Here is a 16,141-nt window from a genome sequence, read left to right on the forward strand (position 1 = left end):
CGAACGGCTGTGGGTGTTCAGCCGCCCCGTATCCCGGTTCCGTCGGCCGGAACCCGGCGTACGGTGTCGGCGATTTCGGGCTGCCCAGAGCTTCGGTCGTGCGGGAGAGGTCCCGCAATCCGTAGCGGTACCTAAGAAGTGACGGCGCGGACGGTGGCCCGGTGGCCCCCGCGGGCCCGGACGACATGGTGGCCGCCCCGGGGGTGCCTCCGCGCGGGGCGCCACGGACGGGACCGGGACCGGGTGAGGGGGCCGGCATTTCGTAGGTGGTGAACCCCTATTGCAGCCCGGGCGTTCGGCGGGGTAGACCACGTGCCCAGCGGAGGCCGTGGTCCGGCCGGAGAGCCGGGCCGGGTCGACGGGTCCCGGTGCGGGGACGAGTGGTCGTCGGGAGGCGGAGCCGTGGAAGCAGGAGGTGCCGGGACGGAACACGGCGCGGAGATCACCGGCGGCGGATTCGTCGGACGGGTCGAGGAGGCACGGCGGTTGCGCAGGGCGCTGCGGGACGGGCCGAGCGTCGTGGTGGTGCGAGGGGAAGCCGGTACCGGGGTCTCCCGGCTGGTGGACGAGGTACTCGGCGGAGCGGAGTGTGCCGGGTGGACGCACCTGCGCGGGGTCTGTCCGGATGTGATGGACCCGGCGCCGCTGGGGCCCGTGGCCGACGCTCTGGCGGGACTGCCTCACCGACCGGTCGGCGCTCCCGGCCGAGCACTGCCTTCCGTGACCGGCGTCGTGGGGCTCGTCGTACCCGAGCTCGCCGACCGGCTGCCGCCACCGCCCGCGGCGGCGGCCGACCCCGAGGTGCGGCGCGGGCTGCTGCCCCGCGCGGTCCAGCGACTTCTGACGGCGATCGGCGACACCGTGCTGGTCGTGGAGGACCTCCAGCACGCGGACCCCTCGACGCTCGGCCTGCTGCGCCACCTGATGGCCGCGATGCCGCCCCGGCTGCGGCTGGTCCTCACCGAGGACGCCGCGCCCGGACTTCCCGGCATCGGCGTGCGCGTACCGGCGCGGGTGCGGGTAGAGGAGGTCCGCGTCCAGCCCTGGGTTCCCGGGGAGACGGAGGAGTTCGTCCGGCAGTGGCTGGACGCCCGGCCGGGGTGGACCGAGGAGCATGGTGAGGTGGCGGGGCTGGTGCACCGTCTGAGCGGGGGTCTTCCCGGGGTCGCCCGCGCGCTGCTGCGGGAGGCGGGCGACGCGCTGCGGCGGGCGGGCGGGGAGGGCGCTCCGAGGACTACGGGCGACACGCGGACGGGGCGGGCCGGCGGCGCGGGTGCGGCGGCGCAGGGCGGTGTCCGCGCCGGTGGGGAGGACGGCCCGCCGGCCGGGGCCGTGGCCGCCGCCGTACGGGAGGCCGGCGTCCCGCCGCGGGTGCGGCTGGAGTTCGCCCAGCGGTGTGTGCGGCTCGACGAGGACGCGCACCGCATCGTGGACGCGGCGGCGGTGCTCGACCGGGCTGTGCCCCTCGGCGTCCTCGCCGAGGTGGCGGGCATCGCACCCGAGCGGGCCGGGGCGGCCCTGGACATGTGCGTACGCGGAGCGGTGCTGCGGGCCGTCGGGCCGTACCCGGGCTTCCGGCACCCGTTGGACCGCGAGGCCGCACTGGCCCGGATACCCGGACCACGCCTGGCCGGACTGAGCCTGCGCGCCGCCCGGGCACTGCGACGGGCGGGGGGCGGCCCGCTGCCGTTGGCCGACCTGGCCCGGCTGTACAGGGCCGCCGGGCGGATAGGCGAGAGCCTGCGCTGCCTCGTCGTCGCCGCCGACCGGGCGGCGGCGGCCGGCGACTACTCCACGGCCACCACCCTCTACACCCAGGCCATCGTCGAGGACCCCCGCGCGGCGGGACGTGTCCACACCGCCGAGAAACTGGCACGCACGGCCCATCTGGCCCGTGCCGGGGAGGAGGTGGTGACCGCGGTCCGGCGGGTGCTGGAGGAGGACGACCCGCCGCCCCGGGTGCGCGGTGAGATCCGGCTTCAGTTGAGCGTCGTCCTGCGCAACCAGAGCGGAGGCGCCCTCGACAGCCTCAACGAGGTCGCCCACGCCATTCCCGACCTGGAGATGTCCGACCCGCAGACCGCGGCCCGCGCCATGGCGGTCGCCGCCATCCCCTCCATCAAGGGATGGGCCATCGGTCGGCACCAGGAGTGGCTGGACCGCGGTGAGGCGCTCGCCGGCCAGGTCACCGACCCGGTGGCCCGTGCCTCCATCGCCGCCAACCGCGCCACCGCCCTGATGCTGCTCGGCGACCACCGGGCCTGGGCCGCCGCGGAGACGCTGCACGGGCCGGCCGCGACCGCCATCGAGGCCGCGCACCACACCCGGGGGTGGACCAACCTGGCGCACGCCGCCACCGCCCTGGGGTACGACGTGCGGGCCCAGGAGTTCCTCGGCCGGGCGACCGACGGGCTCGCGGAGACCAGCAGCCCGTACGTGGAGGGGCTCACCCAGACCGCCCGCCTGGTACTCGCCTGGCACGGGAGCCGCTGGCACGGACTGCACGAGGCGGCCGGCCACACCGCCAGGCTCTACCGGGAGATACCCGACCTGGCAGCCGAGGCCCTGCTGGTCCGGGGGCTGACCGCCCTGCACGTCCTGGGTGACGTACCCCGGGCGCGGCGCGATCTCACGGACGCCACCCGCACCACCCGCTACGACACCGGCGTCATCCTCACCGCGTCCGCCGCCGCCATCGCTCGCGTCCATCTGGAGGCCGGACGGCCCGGGCAGGCGTGCGACGCCGTGGAGGAGACCCTGCACCGACTCGACCGGACCGGCGGCTGGGTATGGGCCGGAGAGGTCGCACCGACCGCGGTGGAGGCCCTCGTCGGCAGCGGGCAGACCGCACGGGCCCGACGGCTGGTCGCGGACTTCGCCGCGGGGACGGCGGATCGTGACGCGCCCGCCGCCCGGACCGCGCTGACCATGTGCCAGGCGCGGCTCGCCGAAGCCGAGGACCAGCCGGACGAGGCGATCCGGCTGTGGGCGGACGCGGAGGCGCAGTGGGTACGGCTCGGCCGCCCCTTCGACGCGTCCCGGGCCGCGGAGGCCCGCGGGCGCTGCCTGATCGGCCGGCACGGGGAGACGGCGGCCGGCGCCGTCCAGGAGGTGCTGGAGGTGTACCGGGAACTGGGCGCCCGCTGGGACGTGGCCCGCTGCCAGAGGCTGCTGCGCCGCCACGACATCGTCACCACCCATCGCCGCGGTCGCCTCGGCTACGGCGACGAACTCTCCCCACGCGAGCGGGAGGTGGCCCGTCTGGTCGTCCAGGGACGGGCCAACCGGGACATCGCCGAGAGCCTCGTCCTGTCCACGCGGACCGTCGAGCACCACGTGGCGCGGATCATGCGCAAGCTGAACGTCACCTCCAGGAACGACATCTCCCCGGTGGGCTGAGGGCTGCGATCACCGCGCGTACGGCTTCCCGCGCCCGCGTGCGCGGCGGGACATCACCGCGCGCGGCACCCGCCGGCCCTCGGCCGACAGGTCCAGGACCCGGCGCGGCCCTGCCGCGCCGCCCGGTGTTCCGGGCGCCTCGGCCAGGGTCCGAACGATCTCGGCCTGGCGGCGGAGCTCATCAGCCCAGGCCGCCCCACCCGGAACAACGAGCAGATCAACTGACGGTCACACGATCGGCCGGACAGCTCCTAATCACGGAGGTGCGGGAAACGGAGTTCGGTTCGGCTGTGCGCGGTCTCGCCGGGGCGCAGCACGGGGCTGGGCAGGTCCGGCCGGTTGGGTGAGTCGGGCAGGTGCTGTGTCTCCAGGCAGACCGCGCCGTGCCGTTCGTGGCGGCGGCCGGTGGCGTCGGTGAAGGAGCCGTCGAGCTGGTTGGCCGTGTACACCTGGATGCCGGGCTCCGTCGTCCACACCTCCAGGACCCGGGCCGCGCCCGGGGCGGTGAGCCGTGCGGCCCGGCGCAGGCCGCCACCGGAGTCGCGCAGCACCCAGCAGTGGTCGAAGCCTCCGGCCGCGCGCAGTTGCTCGTCGTCCTGCCCCAGGCACTCCGCCAGGACGCGGGGTCCGGTGAGATCGAACGGGGTTCCCCGGACCTCCGCCGGGGCCCCGAGGGGGATGCCGTCGTCGTCGACCGGCAGATAGGCGTCGGCGTCGACCTCCAGGCTGTGGCCGCGGATGTCGCCGAGGCCTGCCAGCTCGAAGTAGGCGTGGTTGGTGAGGTTGACGACTGTGGGGCGGTCGGTGACGGAGGTGTACTCGACGGCCAGGGTTCCCGCGGTGTCGAGGGTGTAGGTGACCGCGGCGTCCAGGCCCCCGGGGAAGCCCATGTCGCCGTCCGGGCTGTGCAGGGTGAGCCGCACGGACACGCTGTCGTCGGTCCGGTCCGCTTCGGCCTTCCACACCTTGGTGTGGAAGCCGTCCGGGCCTCCGTGCAGGGCGTGGCCGCGGTCGTTGGCGGGGATGTGGTGCTCGGTCCCGTCCAGCACGAAGCGGCCGTGCGCGATGCGGTTGGCGTAGCGGCCGACGACGGCTCCGAAGTAGGGGTGCTTCGCGGTGTAGTCGTCGAGGGTCGTGAGGGACCGTACGACGGAGCCGGTGGCACCGGCGGTGTCGGGCACGGTGAGGCTGTGCAGCGACGCGCCGTAGGTCAGGATCTCGGCACGGACGCCCGTGCCGCTGTCGAGGGCCCACAGGTCGGTCGGGGTCCCGTGGGTGGAGCCGAAGGGGGCGCGGTGCACGGTGGGGCGCGGCATCAGAGGTCCTCGGTGTGGCCGGAGTCGGGCCCGGGGGTGGTGGATTCGCGGATGACGAGGCGGTAGCCGGGGCGTGGCCTGCGCGGTTCCGCGACGGGTGCGCCGGAGAGCTGTTCGACGAGGCTGTCGACGGCGAGACGTGCGATGGCCTCCTTGTCGGGGGCGATGGTGGTGAGCGTGGTGGTCGTGTAGCGGCTCTCCTCGATGTCGTCGAAGCCGACGACGGCGACGTCGTCCGGGATCCGCAGGCCGCGTTCGGTGATGGTCCGCATCGCCCCGATGGCGATGAGGTCGTTGTACGCGAACACGGCGTCGGGCCGGTCCTCGCGGTCCAGGAGCCGTGCCATGCCGGCGGCCCCGTCCTCGCGGCCGTAGCCGTCGGTGACCACGACGAGGGATTCGTCGGGGGTGATGCCGGAGGCCGCGAGCTCCTCGCGCCAGCCGCGGAGCCGCAGATGGGCGGGCTGGCGTTCCTGACCCGTGCGCGATCCGAGGAAGGCGATGCGCCGGTTGCCCTGGCCCACGAGGTGGCGTACGGCCGCACGGGCAGCCGCCACGTTGTCGATGGCGATGTGGTCGTAGGGCGCCTCGTACTCGCGCTCGCCCAGCAGGACCAGGGGCGCCGTCTCGGTGCGCGCCATGAGGTCCTCGGTCTCCAGGTGGATCGGGCTGAGGATGAGGCCATCGATCACATGGGACCGGAAGCCCTGGCTGACCAGGAGCTCCTTCTCCCTGAGGCCGGCGGTGTGGTCGACCAGGACGGTGTAGTCGTGACGGGCTGCCGCGTCGATGACCGCTCCGGCCAGCTCGGCGAAGTACGGGTTGCCGAATTCGGGGACGGCGAGGGCGATGATGCCCGTGCGGCCCTTGCGCAGGTGGCGTGCGGTGAGGTTCGGCCGGTAGCCGAGCTCGTCGATCGCCTTCTGCACCTTGGCGCGCATGGCCGGTGTGACGTGCTGGTAGTTGTTCACCACGTTCGACACGGTCTTGATGGACACGCCTGCCCGTTGTGCAACGTCCTTGAGGCTGACGCCCACGGCACTCCTTGGTTCGGCTCGGCTCGGCTCGGTTCAGAGGTCCGGCCCGGTGCGGCCGGCTCGTCGTCAGGTGCTTCTGCGACTGCGCGCGAGATAGCGCTGGGCCACCACGACAACGATAAGGAAGCCGCCGCTCACCACCGACTGGTACGAGGAGTTGAGCGAGCCGATCTGGTTGATCAGGTTCTGGATGACGGCGAGCAGCAGGACGCCCCAGAGGGTGCCGCTGATGGATCCGGCGCCTCCGATGAGCAGGGTGCCGCCGATGACGACGGCGGAGATCGCGTCGAGTTCCATCCCCACGCCGACGATGGTGACGCCGGAGGACAGCCGGGCGGCGTTCAGGGCACCGGCGAGACCGGCGAGGAGGCCGCTGAGCGTGTAGACGAGGATCTTCGTCCGGGCGACGGGGAGGCCCATCAGGGTCGCCGCGTCGCTGCTGCCGCCCACCGCGAAGAGCGTCTGCCCGAACGAGGTGCGCTGCAGGACGAGTCCGCCGGCACCGAAGAGCACCAGGGCGATGAGGATGGGGTATCCGAAGCCCCAGACACTGCCCTGTCCGAGCTCGCCGAAGGCGGAGTCCTTGGGCACGAGGTAGGTGGTGGCGCCCTCGTCGGTGAGCGCGAGCAGCAGACCGCGGGCGCCCAGCAGGGTGGCGAGGGTGACGATGAAGGGGGCCATGTTCCCCCGGGCGATGAGGAGCCCGTTGAGCAGGCCGATCCCGCCGCACACCACGAGGGGGAGCAACAGCGCCGCGAGGAATCCGTACTGCGAGGCCCAGGCGGCGAGGACTCCTCCGAGGGCGAAGACCGATCCGACGGACAGGTCGATGCCGCCGGTGATGATGACCATCGTCATGCCGAGCGCGACCACGGCGAGGAAGGACGCCTGGATGGTGACACCGCGGGCGTTGTCCAGGGACGCGAAGGTGGGGTAGATGAACGAGGCGGCGATCACGACGGTCAGCAGGACCGCGAGGACGCCCTGGCGTTGGAGGAGTTCGGCGGCGCGCTGCCGGCCGGTCTGCTCGGGGCCGGCGGCCGGGCGGGCCGCGGGCGCTTTCGTCGGCACCGGGGCCGGGGCGGCGGTGACGGGCTTGGTTTCGTTCATCGGGACCGACGCTCCCGGGCGACGTAGACGGCGGCGATGATGATGGCCGCCTGGGCGATCTGTGCGGTGGAGTCGGGCAGGTCGTGCTTGACGAGCGTGGCGCGCAGGAGCTGCATGAGCAGGGCGCCGGCGACGGTGCCGAGCACCCGGACGGATCCTCCGTTGAGGGGGGTGCCGCCGACCACGACCGCCGTGATGGCGGAGAGTTCCATGAGGGTGCCGAGCGAGGACGGGTCACTCGCGGTGAGCCGGGCCGTGGCGAGGACGCCGGCGAGCGCGGCGAGCACTCCGCAGAGCACGTAGACGCCGATGAGGACCCGTTTGACGGGCAGCCCGGCGAGCGCGGCGGCGGAGCGGTTGCCGCCCACTGCCACGATCTGGCGGCCGAAGGTGGTGCGCTGCACCAGGAAGGCGACGGCGACGGCGAGGACTCCGGCGATCCACACGACCAGCGGGACACCGAGGAAGGAGCCGGTGCCCAGCGACAGCAGGTCGGGGTTGACGATCTGCTTGAGCTGGCCGTCGGCCATGACGAGGGCGAGTCCCCGGCCCCCCACGAAGAGGGCGAGCGTGGCCACGATGGGCTGGAGCCCGACGAGTGAGACGAGGGCCCCGTTGACGGCTCCGACGACGGCGCCGGCCAGGAGCGAGACGACGAGCGCGGGTACGAGTCCGTAGCCGAGGTACAGCGGGAGGAACGCGGCGGCGAGCGCCATGGTCGAGCCGACGGACAGGTCGACGCCCTCGGTCCCGATGACCAGGGCCATGCCCAGGGCGACGATGACGATGGGGGCGACCTGGACGAGCTGGGTGCGGAAGTTGTCGGCGGTCATGAAGTGCTCGGTGAACAGGGCGTTGAAGAGCAGCACCACCGCCACGGCGACGTAGACGCCGTACCGCTGGTACCAGGCGGGATCGCGCAGCCGGGCCAGGGGGCTCACGGACTTCTGGGGCTGGTCGCTCTTCGTGGGCGGGGCCACGGCGGTCTCGGTCATCGGGGGTCCTCCTGGGCGGCCAGGGCCCTGTCCGCCGGCTCCGGTGCGTGGTCGGCGAGCACTTCGAGCAGCCGGTCCTCGGCCACGTCGTCGCCGGAGAGTTCACCCGCGACGGCTCCGCCGCGCAGGACGACGATCCGGTCGGCGCCTTCGATGAGCTCCTCGATGTCGGAGGAGATGAGCAGGACGGCCAGGCCCTCGCGGGCGAGGTCGTCGATGAGGCTCTGCACCTCGGCCTTGGCTCCGACGTCGATGCCCCGGGTGGGTTCGTCGAGCAGGAGGACCTTGGGCTCCAGGCAGAGCCAGCGGGCGAGCAGGACCTTCTGCTGGTTGCCGCCGGAGAGTTCTCCGACCTTCTGCTCGGGGCTCGACGCCTTGATCCGCAGGCGCTTCATGAAGATGTCGACGATGCGGTCCTGCCTGGCGCGCGAGACGACACCGGCCCGGGAGAGGCGGGGCATGGCGGCGAGCACGATGTTCTCGCGGACGGAGAGGCCGGGCACGATGCCTTCGGCCTTGCGGTCCTCGGGCAGCAGGCTGATGCCGGCGCGGATGGCGGCGGCGGGGGTGAGGCGCTTCAGAGGGGTGCCGTCGACGGCGATGTCGCCCGCGTCCAGGGGCAGCGCACCGGACAGGGCCTTCGCCGTCTCGCTCCGGCCGGAGCCGAGGAGACCGCCGAGGCCGAGCACCTCTCCCGCGTACAGGGAGACGGATATGTCGTGGAGCTGGAGGCGGCTGGACAGGCCGGTCGCGGTGAGGACGGGCGTACGGGCCGCCTCGTGCCCCTCCGCGGCGAAGTTCGTGACGCCGGAGCGGCGCACCTCGGAGAGGTCGCGGCCGAGCATCATGGACACGAGCTGCATCCGGTCGAGATCGGCGAGGTCGCCGGTGTGGATGTGGCGGCCGTCGCGCAGGACGGTGACACGGTCGCAGATCCGGTAGAGCTCGTCCATGCGGTGGCTGACGTAGAGGACGGCGATGCCCTGGCCGCGCAGACGCTCGATGACGCGGAAGAGGGTCTCCACCTCGCGGGGTTCGAGCGAGGAGGTGGGCTCGTCCATGATGACGACCTGGGCGTTGACGGAGACCGCGCGCGCGAGGGCGACCATCTGCTGGGTGCCGACACCGAGGGTGTGCAGGGGGCGGCGGGGGTCCACGCGTACACCGAAGCCGTCGAGCAGTTCGCCGGTCTCCCGGTGCATACGGCCGAAGTCGATGAGGCCGAAGCGGTTGCGGGGCTCGCGGCCCAGGAAGATGTTCCGCGCCACGCTCATCAGCGGGACGAGGTTGACCTCCTGGTAGATCGTGGAGATCCCGGCCTGCTGGGCCTCGAACGGCCGGGCGAACCGCACGGATTCGCCCGTCATCCGCAGGTCGCCCCCGTCCGGCCGGTACACGCCGGTCAGCACTTTGATGAGGGTGGACTTGCCGGCTCCGTTCTCGCCGACCAGGGCGTGGGTCTCCCCCGCTCGCAGGGAGAAGCTGACGTCGTCGAGGGCGACGACGCCGGGGAACCGTTTGCTCACCGAGCGGGCTTCGAGCACGGCGGAGGCCGCCGGCACGGCCGCCTCCGGTGCCTGAGGTACTGCTTCGGGTGGTGCCATGGGTGTTCTTGGCCTTCCGCTGTCCAAGGATGAGGGCCCGGGGGCCGCCGTGGCGCTGCACGAGCGCCGCGGCGGCCGGGGCCGTTGGGTTCGGGCGCGGATCAGTACGCCCCGCCGAGCGATTCCTTGGCGTTGGTCTCGTCGTAGGCGCGGTCGGTGATGATGACGTTCTCGGGGATCTCCTCGCCGCCGTAGAACTTCTGGGCGGTGGCGAAAGCCAGTGGCCCGAAGCGAGGGTTGGACTCGATCACGGCGTTGTACTCGCCGTTGACCAGGGCCTGCACGGCGTTGCGGGTGCCGTCGACCGAGACGATCTTGACGTCCTTGCCGGGCTTCTTGCCGGCGGCCTTCAGCGCGGTGACGGCGCCGAGGCCCATCTCGTCGTTCTCCGCGTAGACAGCCGTGATGTCGGGCTTGGACTGGATGAGCTGCTCCATGACCTGCTGACCCTTGTCACGGGCGAACTCGCCGGTCTGCTGGGCGACGATCTCGATGCCGGGCGCCTCGGCCTTGATCTGGTCGACGAAGCCCTTGGTCCGGTCGGTCGTCACGTTGTTGCCGGAGGCGCCGAGGAGGATCGCGACCTTGCCCTTGCCGCCGGTCGCCTTGATCATCGCGTCGGCGGCCCGCTTGCCCTGCTCGACGAAGTCGGAGCCCAGGAAGGCCACGTAGTCCTTGCAGGCGGTGGAGTTGACCTTGCGGTCGACGGTGAGGACGGGCACCTTCTTCGCCGCTGCCGCCTTGAGCGCCGGCTCGAGGCCGTCGGAGTTCAGCGGCGCGATGATGAGGAACTGGGCGCCCTGGGACAGCATGTCCTGGATGTCGCTGATCTGCTTGGACAGCTGTGACTGCGCGTTGGTGGTGAGCAGCTTCTTGACGCCGATCTTGGCGGCCTCGTCCTTGATGGACTGCGTCTCCGCGATGCGGAACGGGTTGGCCTCCTTCTCGGACTGGGAGAAGCCGACCACCGCGTCCTTGAGGTCGATCTTGGGCGCGCCGTAGGTCTGCAGGGAGCAGCCCGGGCCGGATGCGGCCTCGGGAGACTTGGCCGCCTGTGCGCCCTGGCTGCTGTCACCGCCCGCGTTGTCCGAGGTCTCCGACTTCGAGCAGCCGGAAACGGCCAGCGTGGCGGTGGCGGCGAGCAGGCAGGCCGCGGCGAGGGTACGGGATCGACGCTGGGTCATCATGCGCGGGACGCTCCTTGGCGAGGTGACGGCACGCCGTTCTGCGTGCGGTCGGGCATGGCGGGACGGTGCATCGGCCGCTCGGCGGCAGATGACGACGTATCCCTCACGAACCCCGCTTCCATCTGCGGAAACGTGTGGCTGTGAGGGCTTGTGCGGCCTCTCGGCGGCTCGGTTTACAACGTTATATAGGCGCGGCGCCACGGGCGGCAAGAGAGTTGTCGATGCGTTTCCAAAATGTGTCGGCCCGAGGCGTGCCGCCCGGCGGGGCGGGACGGCACCAGGTACTGCACGCCCCCTGGACACCGGCTTGACCGCGTGCTGTCATACCGCCGACATCAATTTTCCAACGTTGCAGAGCAGTTGTCGCCCCGTCAGCTCCGGGCGCGACGACCTCCTTCGCCATGCGCCGGTCCCGTCCGGGCCGGTCACCCCACCCCTGTCCGGCAGAGCAGAAGCGGAGTCCCCACACGATGCCCCTGAACCGCAGACAACTCGTGACCGGCGCCCTGGCCACCGCCGCCGCGGTCACCGCGGGCGGCCGCTGGTCCACCACCGCTACGGCGGCCGGGGGCGTGATGGCAGCAGCGCCCGGCGGCCACTACTCCCCCAACGCCGCGCCGCTGCACCCGACGGCGTTCCTGAAACTGCCGCCCGGCCGGGTCGCCGCCAAGGGCTGGCTGGCCGGCCAGCTCCACATGCAGCTGGACGGCCTCTGCGGCCGGTACGAGGAGTTCTCCCACTTCCTCGACTTCGGTGAGTCCGGCTGGGTCCGGCCCGACAAGGGCGGCTGGGAGGAAGTCCCCTACTGGCTGCGCGGATACACGGACCTGGCGATCGTCACCGGTGACGCGACGGCGCTGGCCGGCGCCCGGAGGTGGATCGACGCGATCCTCACGACCCAGCAGCCGGACGGCTTCTTCGGCCCGAAGGCCCTGCGGACCTCGCTCAACGGCGGCCCGGACTTCTGGCCCTTCCTCCCCCTGGTCCAGGCGCTGCGCTCCTGGCAGGAGTACAACGGCGACAGCCGGATCATCCCGTTCCTCAGCAGGTTCTTCCGGTACATGAACGCCCAGGGCCCCGGCGCCTTCGACACCAGCTGGATCGCGCTGCGCTGGGGTGACGGCCTGGACAGCGTGTACTGGCTGTTCAACCGCACCGGCGACACCTTCCTGCTCGACCTCGCCGACAAGATCCACCGCTACGGGGCCGACTGGGGCGACAACCTGGTCAACCCGCACAACGTCAACATCGCCCAGGGCTTCCGCGAGCCCGCCCAGTACGCACTGCGCAGCGGCTCGCAGCAGGACACCCGGGACACGTACGGGACGTACGCCAAGGCCATGGACCGGTACGGGCAGTTCCCCGGCGGCGGCTTCGCCGGCGACGAGAACGCCCGGCCGGGACACGGGGACCCCCGGCAGGGCTTCGAGACCTGCGGGATCGTCGAGTTCATGGCGAGCCACCAGCTGCTCACCCGGATCACGGGCGACCCCCTGTGGGCGGACCGCTGCGAGGAGCTGGCGTTCAACTCCCTGCCCGCCTCGCTGGACCCGTCGGGGAAGGCGATCCACTACGTCACGAGTGCGAACAGCGTCGACCTGGACAACGCCCCCAAGAAGGACCGGCAGTTCCAGAACGGCTTCGCCATGCAGGCGTATCTGCCCGGCGTCGACCAGTACCGCTGCTGCCCGCACAACTACGGCATGGGCTGGCCCTACTTCGTCGAGGAACTCTGGCTGGCCACCCCGGACAACGGTCTCGCCGCGGCGATGTACGCGCCCTGCGAGGTCACCGCCAAGGTCGCGGACGGCACGGAGGTCACCTTCACGGAGGAGACCGGCTACCCCTTCACGGACACGGTCACCCTCTCCCTCAGGGCCCCGAAGCAGCTGCGCTTCCCGCTGGTGCTGCGCGTCCCCGCCTGGTGCGCCGAGCCCGACGTACGGGTGAACGGGCAGCGGGTGACCGCCCCCGCCGGCCCCGCGTTCACCCGCATCGAGCGGACCTGGTCCGACGGCGACAAGGTCATCCTGCGCCTGCCGCAGCGGACGACCGTGCGCACCTGGACGGACAACCACGGCTCGGTCAGCGTCGACCACGGACCGCTGACGTACTCCCTGCGCATCGGGGAGACGTACGAGCGCATCGGCGGCACCACGCGGTTCCCGGAGTACGCCGTCCACGCCACCACCCCGTGGAACTACGGCCTCGTCCTGGACAGCGCACGCCCCGCGGACTCGCTCCACCACCGCTCCACCGGACGCGCGCCCGGTGACAACCCCTTCACCCTGGAGAACACCCCGCTCGTCATGACCGCGCGCGCCCGCCGCATCCCCGAGTGGAGCGCCGACGGCGAGCACGTGGTGGCGCCTCTCCAGGCGAGCCCCGCGCGCAGCACCGAGCCGGTCGAGGAGGTCACGCTCGTCCCGATGGGCGCGGCGCGGCTGCGGATCACCTCCTTCCCTACGGCGAGCCCGGACGCGGCGCCCTGGCTCGCGGACCGCTGGTACCGGATCGCCAACCGGAACTCCGGCAAGGTGCTCGGCGTGGACGGCATGTCCACGGCGAACAGCGCCCACGTCGTGCAGTTCGGCGACACCGGGACGGCCGACCACCTCTGGCGGCTGGTCGCCAACGGGGACGGCTGGTACCGCATCCGCAACCAGCACTCCGGCAAGGTGCTCGGCGTCGACCTGATGTCCACCGCGAACAGCGCCCACGTCGTCCAGTACGACGACAACGACACGGCGGACCACCTCTGGCAGCTCGTGCCGGACGGCGGTGGCTGGTACCGCGTCCGCAACCGCAACTCGGGCAAGGTGCTCGGCGTGGACGGCATGTCCGGCGCCGACAGCGCCCATGTCGTCCAGTACGACGACAACGGCACCGCGGACCACCTCTGGCAGCTGCGCTGAGGGCCGGCCCGCCCTCCGGACCACTTCTGAGCCACTGCCCGCGCCACTCCGGCGCGGGGAGTCCTTCCCTCCCTCAAGGAGCTCCTCGGATGAAGCCCGCACCCGCACCACGTCCCCGCACCTGGTGGAGACGGTTAACGGCCGGCACCGGCCTGATGGCACTTCTCGCCACCGCGCTCGTCGGGGCCGCCACCGCCCCGGCGGCCGCCGCACCCGCCGCCTGGACTCCGAAGCCGGCCCCGATGACGACGCCCTGGACGAACCAGGTGTCCGTCGACAACCCGCTTCCCGAGTACCCGCGCCCCCAGCTCACCCGCCCCGACTGGGCCAATCTCAACGGCATCTGGGACTTCGCGGTGACCGGCCGCGACGCGGGGCAGCCCGCGTCGTTCTCCGAGCAGATCCGGGTCCCGTTCGTAGCGGAGTCCTCGCTCTCCGGGATCAAGCGGAAGATCACCGAGAACGACAAGCTCTGGTACAAGCGCACCTTCACCGTGCCGTCGAACTGGAGCGGCCGCCGGACCGTGCTCAACTTCGGTGCCTCCGACTGGCAGAGCACCGTCTGGGTCAACGGCACCCAGGTCGGGGCGCACAAGGGCGGCTTCGACTCGTTCTCGTACGACATCACGCCCCAGCTCAACGGTGGCACGAACACGGTCGTGGTCTCCGTGTACGACCCGACGCAGACCGGTGGCCAGGCCGTCGGCAAGCAGCGGATCAACGACGTGAACCCCCACCCGGGCGGCGGGATCTTCTACACGGCGGCCTCCGGCATCTGGCAGACGGTCTGGCTGGAGCCCGTCGCGGCCTCGCACGTCACGCGTCTGGACATGACGCCGAACCTCGGCAACAGCACCCTGCGGGTGAAGGTGCAGGCGGCGGCCGGCGGCGGCCGGACCGCCCGGGTCACCGTCTCCAGCGGCGGCACGGTGGTGGGTACGGCGACGGGGGCGCCCGGCGCCGACATCTCCGTACCGGTGCCGAACCCCCGGCTGTGGAGCCCGGACGACCCGTACCTCTACGACGTACGCGCCGACCTGCTCGACGGGACGAGCGTGGTGGACACGGTCGGCAGCTACGCGGGCATGCGGTCGATCGCGATCGCGAAGGTGGACAACATCCTGCGCCCCGTCCTCAACGGGAAGTTCGTCTTCCAGACGGGCACGCTCGACCAGGGCTACTGGCCCGACGGGATCTACACGGCACCCACCGACGCCGCCCTCAAGTCGGATCTCCAGGCGCACAAGGACCTCGGCTTCAACATGGTCCGCAAGCACATCAAGGTGGAGCCGCAGCGCTGGTTCTACTGGGCGGACAAGCTGGGCCTCCTCGTCTGGCAGGACATGCCGGCGATGGACACCGGCAAGACCCCGGACAGCGCGGCACGGACCCAGTGGGAGGCCGAGTACGACGCGGTGATCGACCAGCACCGCAGCTCGCCTTCGCTGGTCATGTGGGTGAACCAGAACGAGGGCTGGGGCCAGTACGACCAGGCCAGGATCGCGAACGAGGTCAAGGCCTACGACCCGTCACGGCTGGTCAACAACATGAGCGGGGTGAACTGCTGCGGCTCCGTGGACGGCGGCAACGGTGACGTGGTCGACAACCACATCTACGTCGGCCCGGGCAACACCTCACCGACCGCCACCAGGGCCGCCGTCCTCGGTGAGTTCGGTGGGCTGGGATGGAAGGTGCCGGGCCACGAGTGGTATCCGGGCGGCGGCTTCAGCTACGAGGACCAGGCGAGCGTCTCCGCCCTGAACAACCGCTTCGTGGGACTGCTCGACAGCATCCGTGTCGGTCAGCTCCCGGCCGGGCTCTCGGCCTCCGTCTACACGGAGATCACCGACGTCGAGAACGAGGCCAACGGGCTGCTCACCTACGACCGTCAGGTGGTCAAGGTCGACACCGCGCGGGTGAAGGCCGCCAACCAGGCCCTCATCCAGGCCTCGAAGACCCCTGCTCCGCCGGTCACCCTGCCCACCGGCCAGTACAAGTCGCTCCGGGTCACCACCCCCGGTCACACGAACAAGTACCTGCGCCACTCCGAGGCGCTCGCCCACACCGCGGTCGTCGACAGCGGCAGCAGCGCGCTGCTGAAGAGCGACGCCACGTGGAAGGTCGTCACCGGTCTGGCGAACAGCAACTGCTATTCGCTGGAGTCCCGCAACTACCCCGGTGAGTACCTCCGGCACCGGGACTTCCGGGTCCGCCGCGACGCGAACGACGGCTCGGCCCTCTTCAAGGCCGACGCCACCTGGTGCGCGGTCGCGGGCAGCGGCGGGGTGAGGTTCTCCAGCGCGAACCTGCCCGGCAGCTACCTCCGGCACATCGACTCCGAGGTGTGGCTGGCCACGCCCGGCGGGGGCCACGCCTGGGACAACGCGGCGACCTTCGCCGAGGACACGACCTGGTCGGTGGACGCTCCCTGGGCGCCGTGACCTGACACCTCCACAGGCAGTACGCGCACCGGCGGGGGCCGGGGGGGGGGCCCGCCCCCCCCCCCCCCGCCCCCCCCCCCCCCACGCGGGGGGGGGGGGGGGGGGCGACGGGGGGCCCCGCGAAACCACCAAAACCC

General features: G+C 71.9%; 9 protein-coding genes and 1 pseudogene. 3 read left to right on the forward strand and 7 right to left on the reverse strand.

The window, feature by feature from the left end; translation table 11 throughout:
- Nucleotides 1–402: 402 nt before the first annotated feature.
- The gene (locus ACIRJR_RS15315; RefSeq protein ID WP_403779581.1) at nucleotides 403–3,399 is read left to right on the forward strand and encodes a LuxR C-terminal-related transcriptional regulator; all 2,997 of its coding nucleotides are present in this window, start codon (nucleotides 403–405) and stop codon (nucleotides 3,397–3,399) included.
- Nucleotides 3,400–3,408: 9 nt separating this feature from the next.
- Here ACIRJR_RS15315 and ACIRJR_RS15320 read toward each other — a convergent pair.
- The 7 genes and pseudogenes from ACIRJR_RS15320 to ACIRJR_RS15350 form a co-directional block, all read right to left on the reverse strand.
- Nucleotides 3,409–3,597 (reverse strand): annotated as a pseudogene (locus ACIRJR_RS15320) (hypothetical protein); the annotation flags it as partial.
- 53 nt (nucleotides 3,598–3,650) lie between these two features.
- Entirely contained in the window at nucleotides 3,651–4,715 is a 1,065-nt protein-coding gene (locus ACIRJR_RS15325; RefSeq protein WP_403779584.1) for an aldose epimerase family protein, read from the reverse strand.
- Complete coding sequence (locus ACIRJR_RS15330; RefSeq protein WP_403779587.1) at nucleotides 4,715–5,752, reverse strand: LacI family DNA-binding transcriptional regulator; 1,038 nt, start codon at nucleotides 5,750–5,752, stop codon at nucleotides 4,715–4,717. The genes ACIRJR_RS15325 and ACIRJR_RS15330 overlap by 1 nt, the downstream gene beginning before the upstream one ends.
- Before the next feature lie 66 nt (nucleotides 5,753–5,818).
- A complete protein-coding gene (locus ACIRJR_RS15335) occupies nucleotides 5,819–6,862 on the reverse strand; it encodes an ABC transporter permease (RefSeq protein WP_403779590.1) in 1,044 nt (347 codons plus the stop codon).
- Nucleotides 6,859–7,857: an ABC transporter permease gene (locus ACIRJR_RS15340; protein ID WP_403779593.1), complete on the reverse strand. Its 999-nt coding sequence runs from the start codon at nucleotides 7,855–7,857 to the stop codon at nucleotides 6,859–6,861. Before ACIRJR_RS15340 ends, ACIRJR_RS15335 begins: the two co-directional genes overlap by 4 nt.
- The gene (locus tag ACIRJR_RS15345) at nucleotides 7,854–9,461 is read right to left on the reverse strand and encodes a sugar ABC transporter ATP-binding protein (RefSeq protein WP_403779596.1); all 1,608 of its coding nucleotides are present in this window, start codon (nucleotides 9,459–9,461) and stop codon (nucleotides 7,854–7,856) included. Before ACIRJR_RS15345 ends, ACIRJR_RS15340 begins: the two co-directional genes overlap by 4 nt.
- 101 nt (nucleotides 9,462–9,562) lie before the next feature.
- Nucleotides 9,563–10,648, reverse strand: coding sequence for an ABC transporter substrate-binding protein (locus ACIRJR_RS15350; RefSeq protein ID WP_403779599.1), 1,086 nt, complete (start codon nucleotides 10,646–10,648; stop codon nucleotides 9,563–9,565).
- Between the two features lie 470 nt (nucleotides 10,649–11,118).
- On the opposite strand from ACIRJR_RS15350, the gene ACIRJR_RS15355 reads away from it, so the two are divergent.
- Both ACIRJR_RS15355 and ACIRJR_RS15360 read left to right on the forward strand, forming a co-directional pair.
- Nucleotides 11,119–13,563 (forward strand): RICIN domain-containing protein, encoded by a 2,445-nt coding sequence (locus ACIRJR_RS15355; RefSeq protein WP_403779602.1) that lies wholly within the window; start codon nucleotides 11,119–11,121, stop codon nucleotides 13,561–13,563.
- An 89-nt stretch (nucleotides 13,564–13,652) separates the two neighbouring features.
- Nucleotides 13,653–16,004, forward strand: a complete 2,352-nt coding sequence (locus ACIRJR_RS15360) for an AbfB domain-containing protein (RefSeq protein WP_403779605.1) — start codon at nucleotides 13,653–13,655, stop codon at nucleotides 16,002–16,004.
- Nucleotides 16,005–16,141: the final 137 nt, after the last annotated feature.

Origin of the sequence: Streptomyces sp. NPDC102402 (assembly GCF_044765765.1) — a bacterium.
GTDB lineage: Bacteria > Actinomycetota > Actinomycetes > Streptomycetales > Streptomycetaceae > Streptomyces.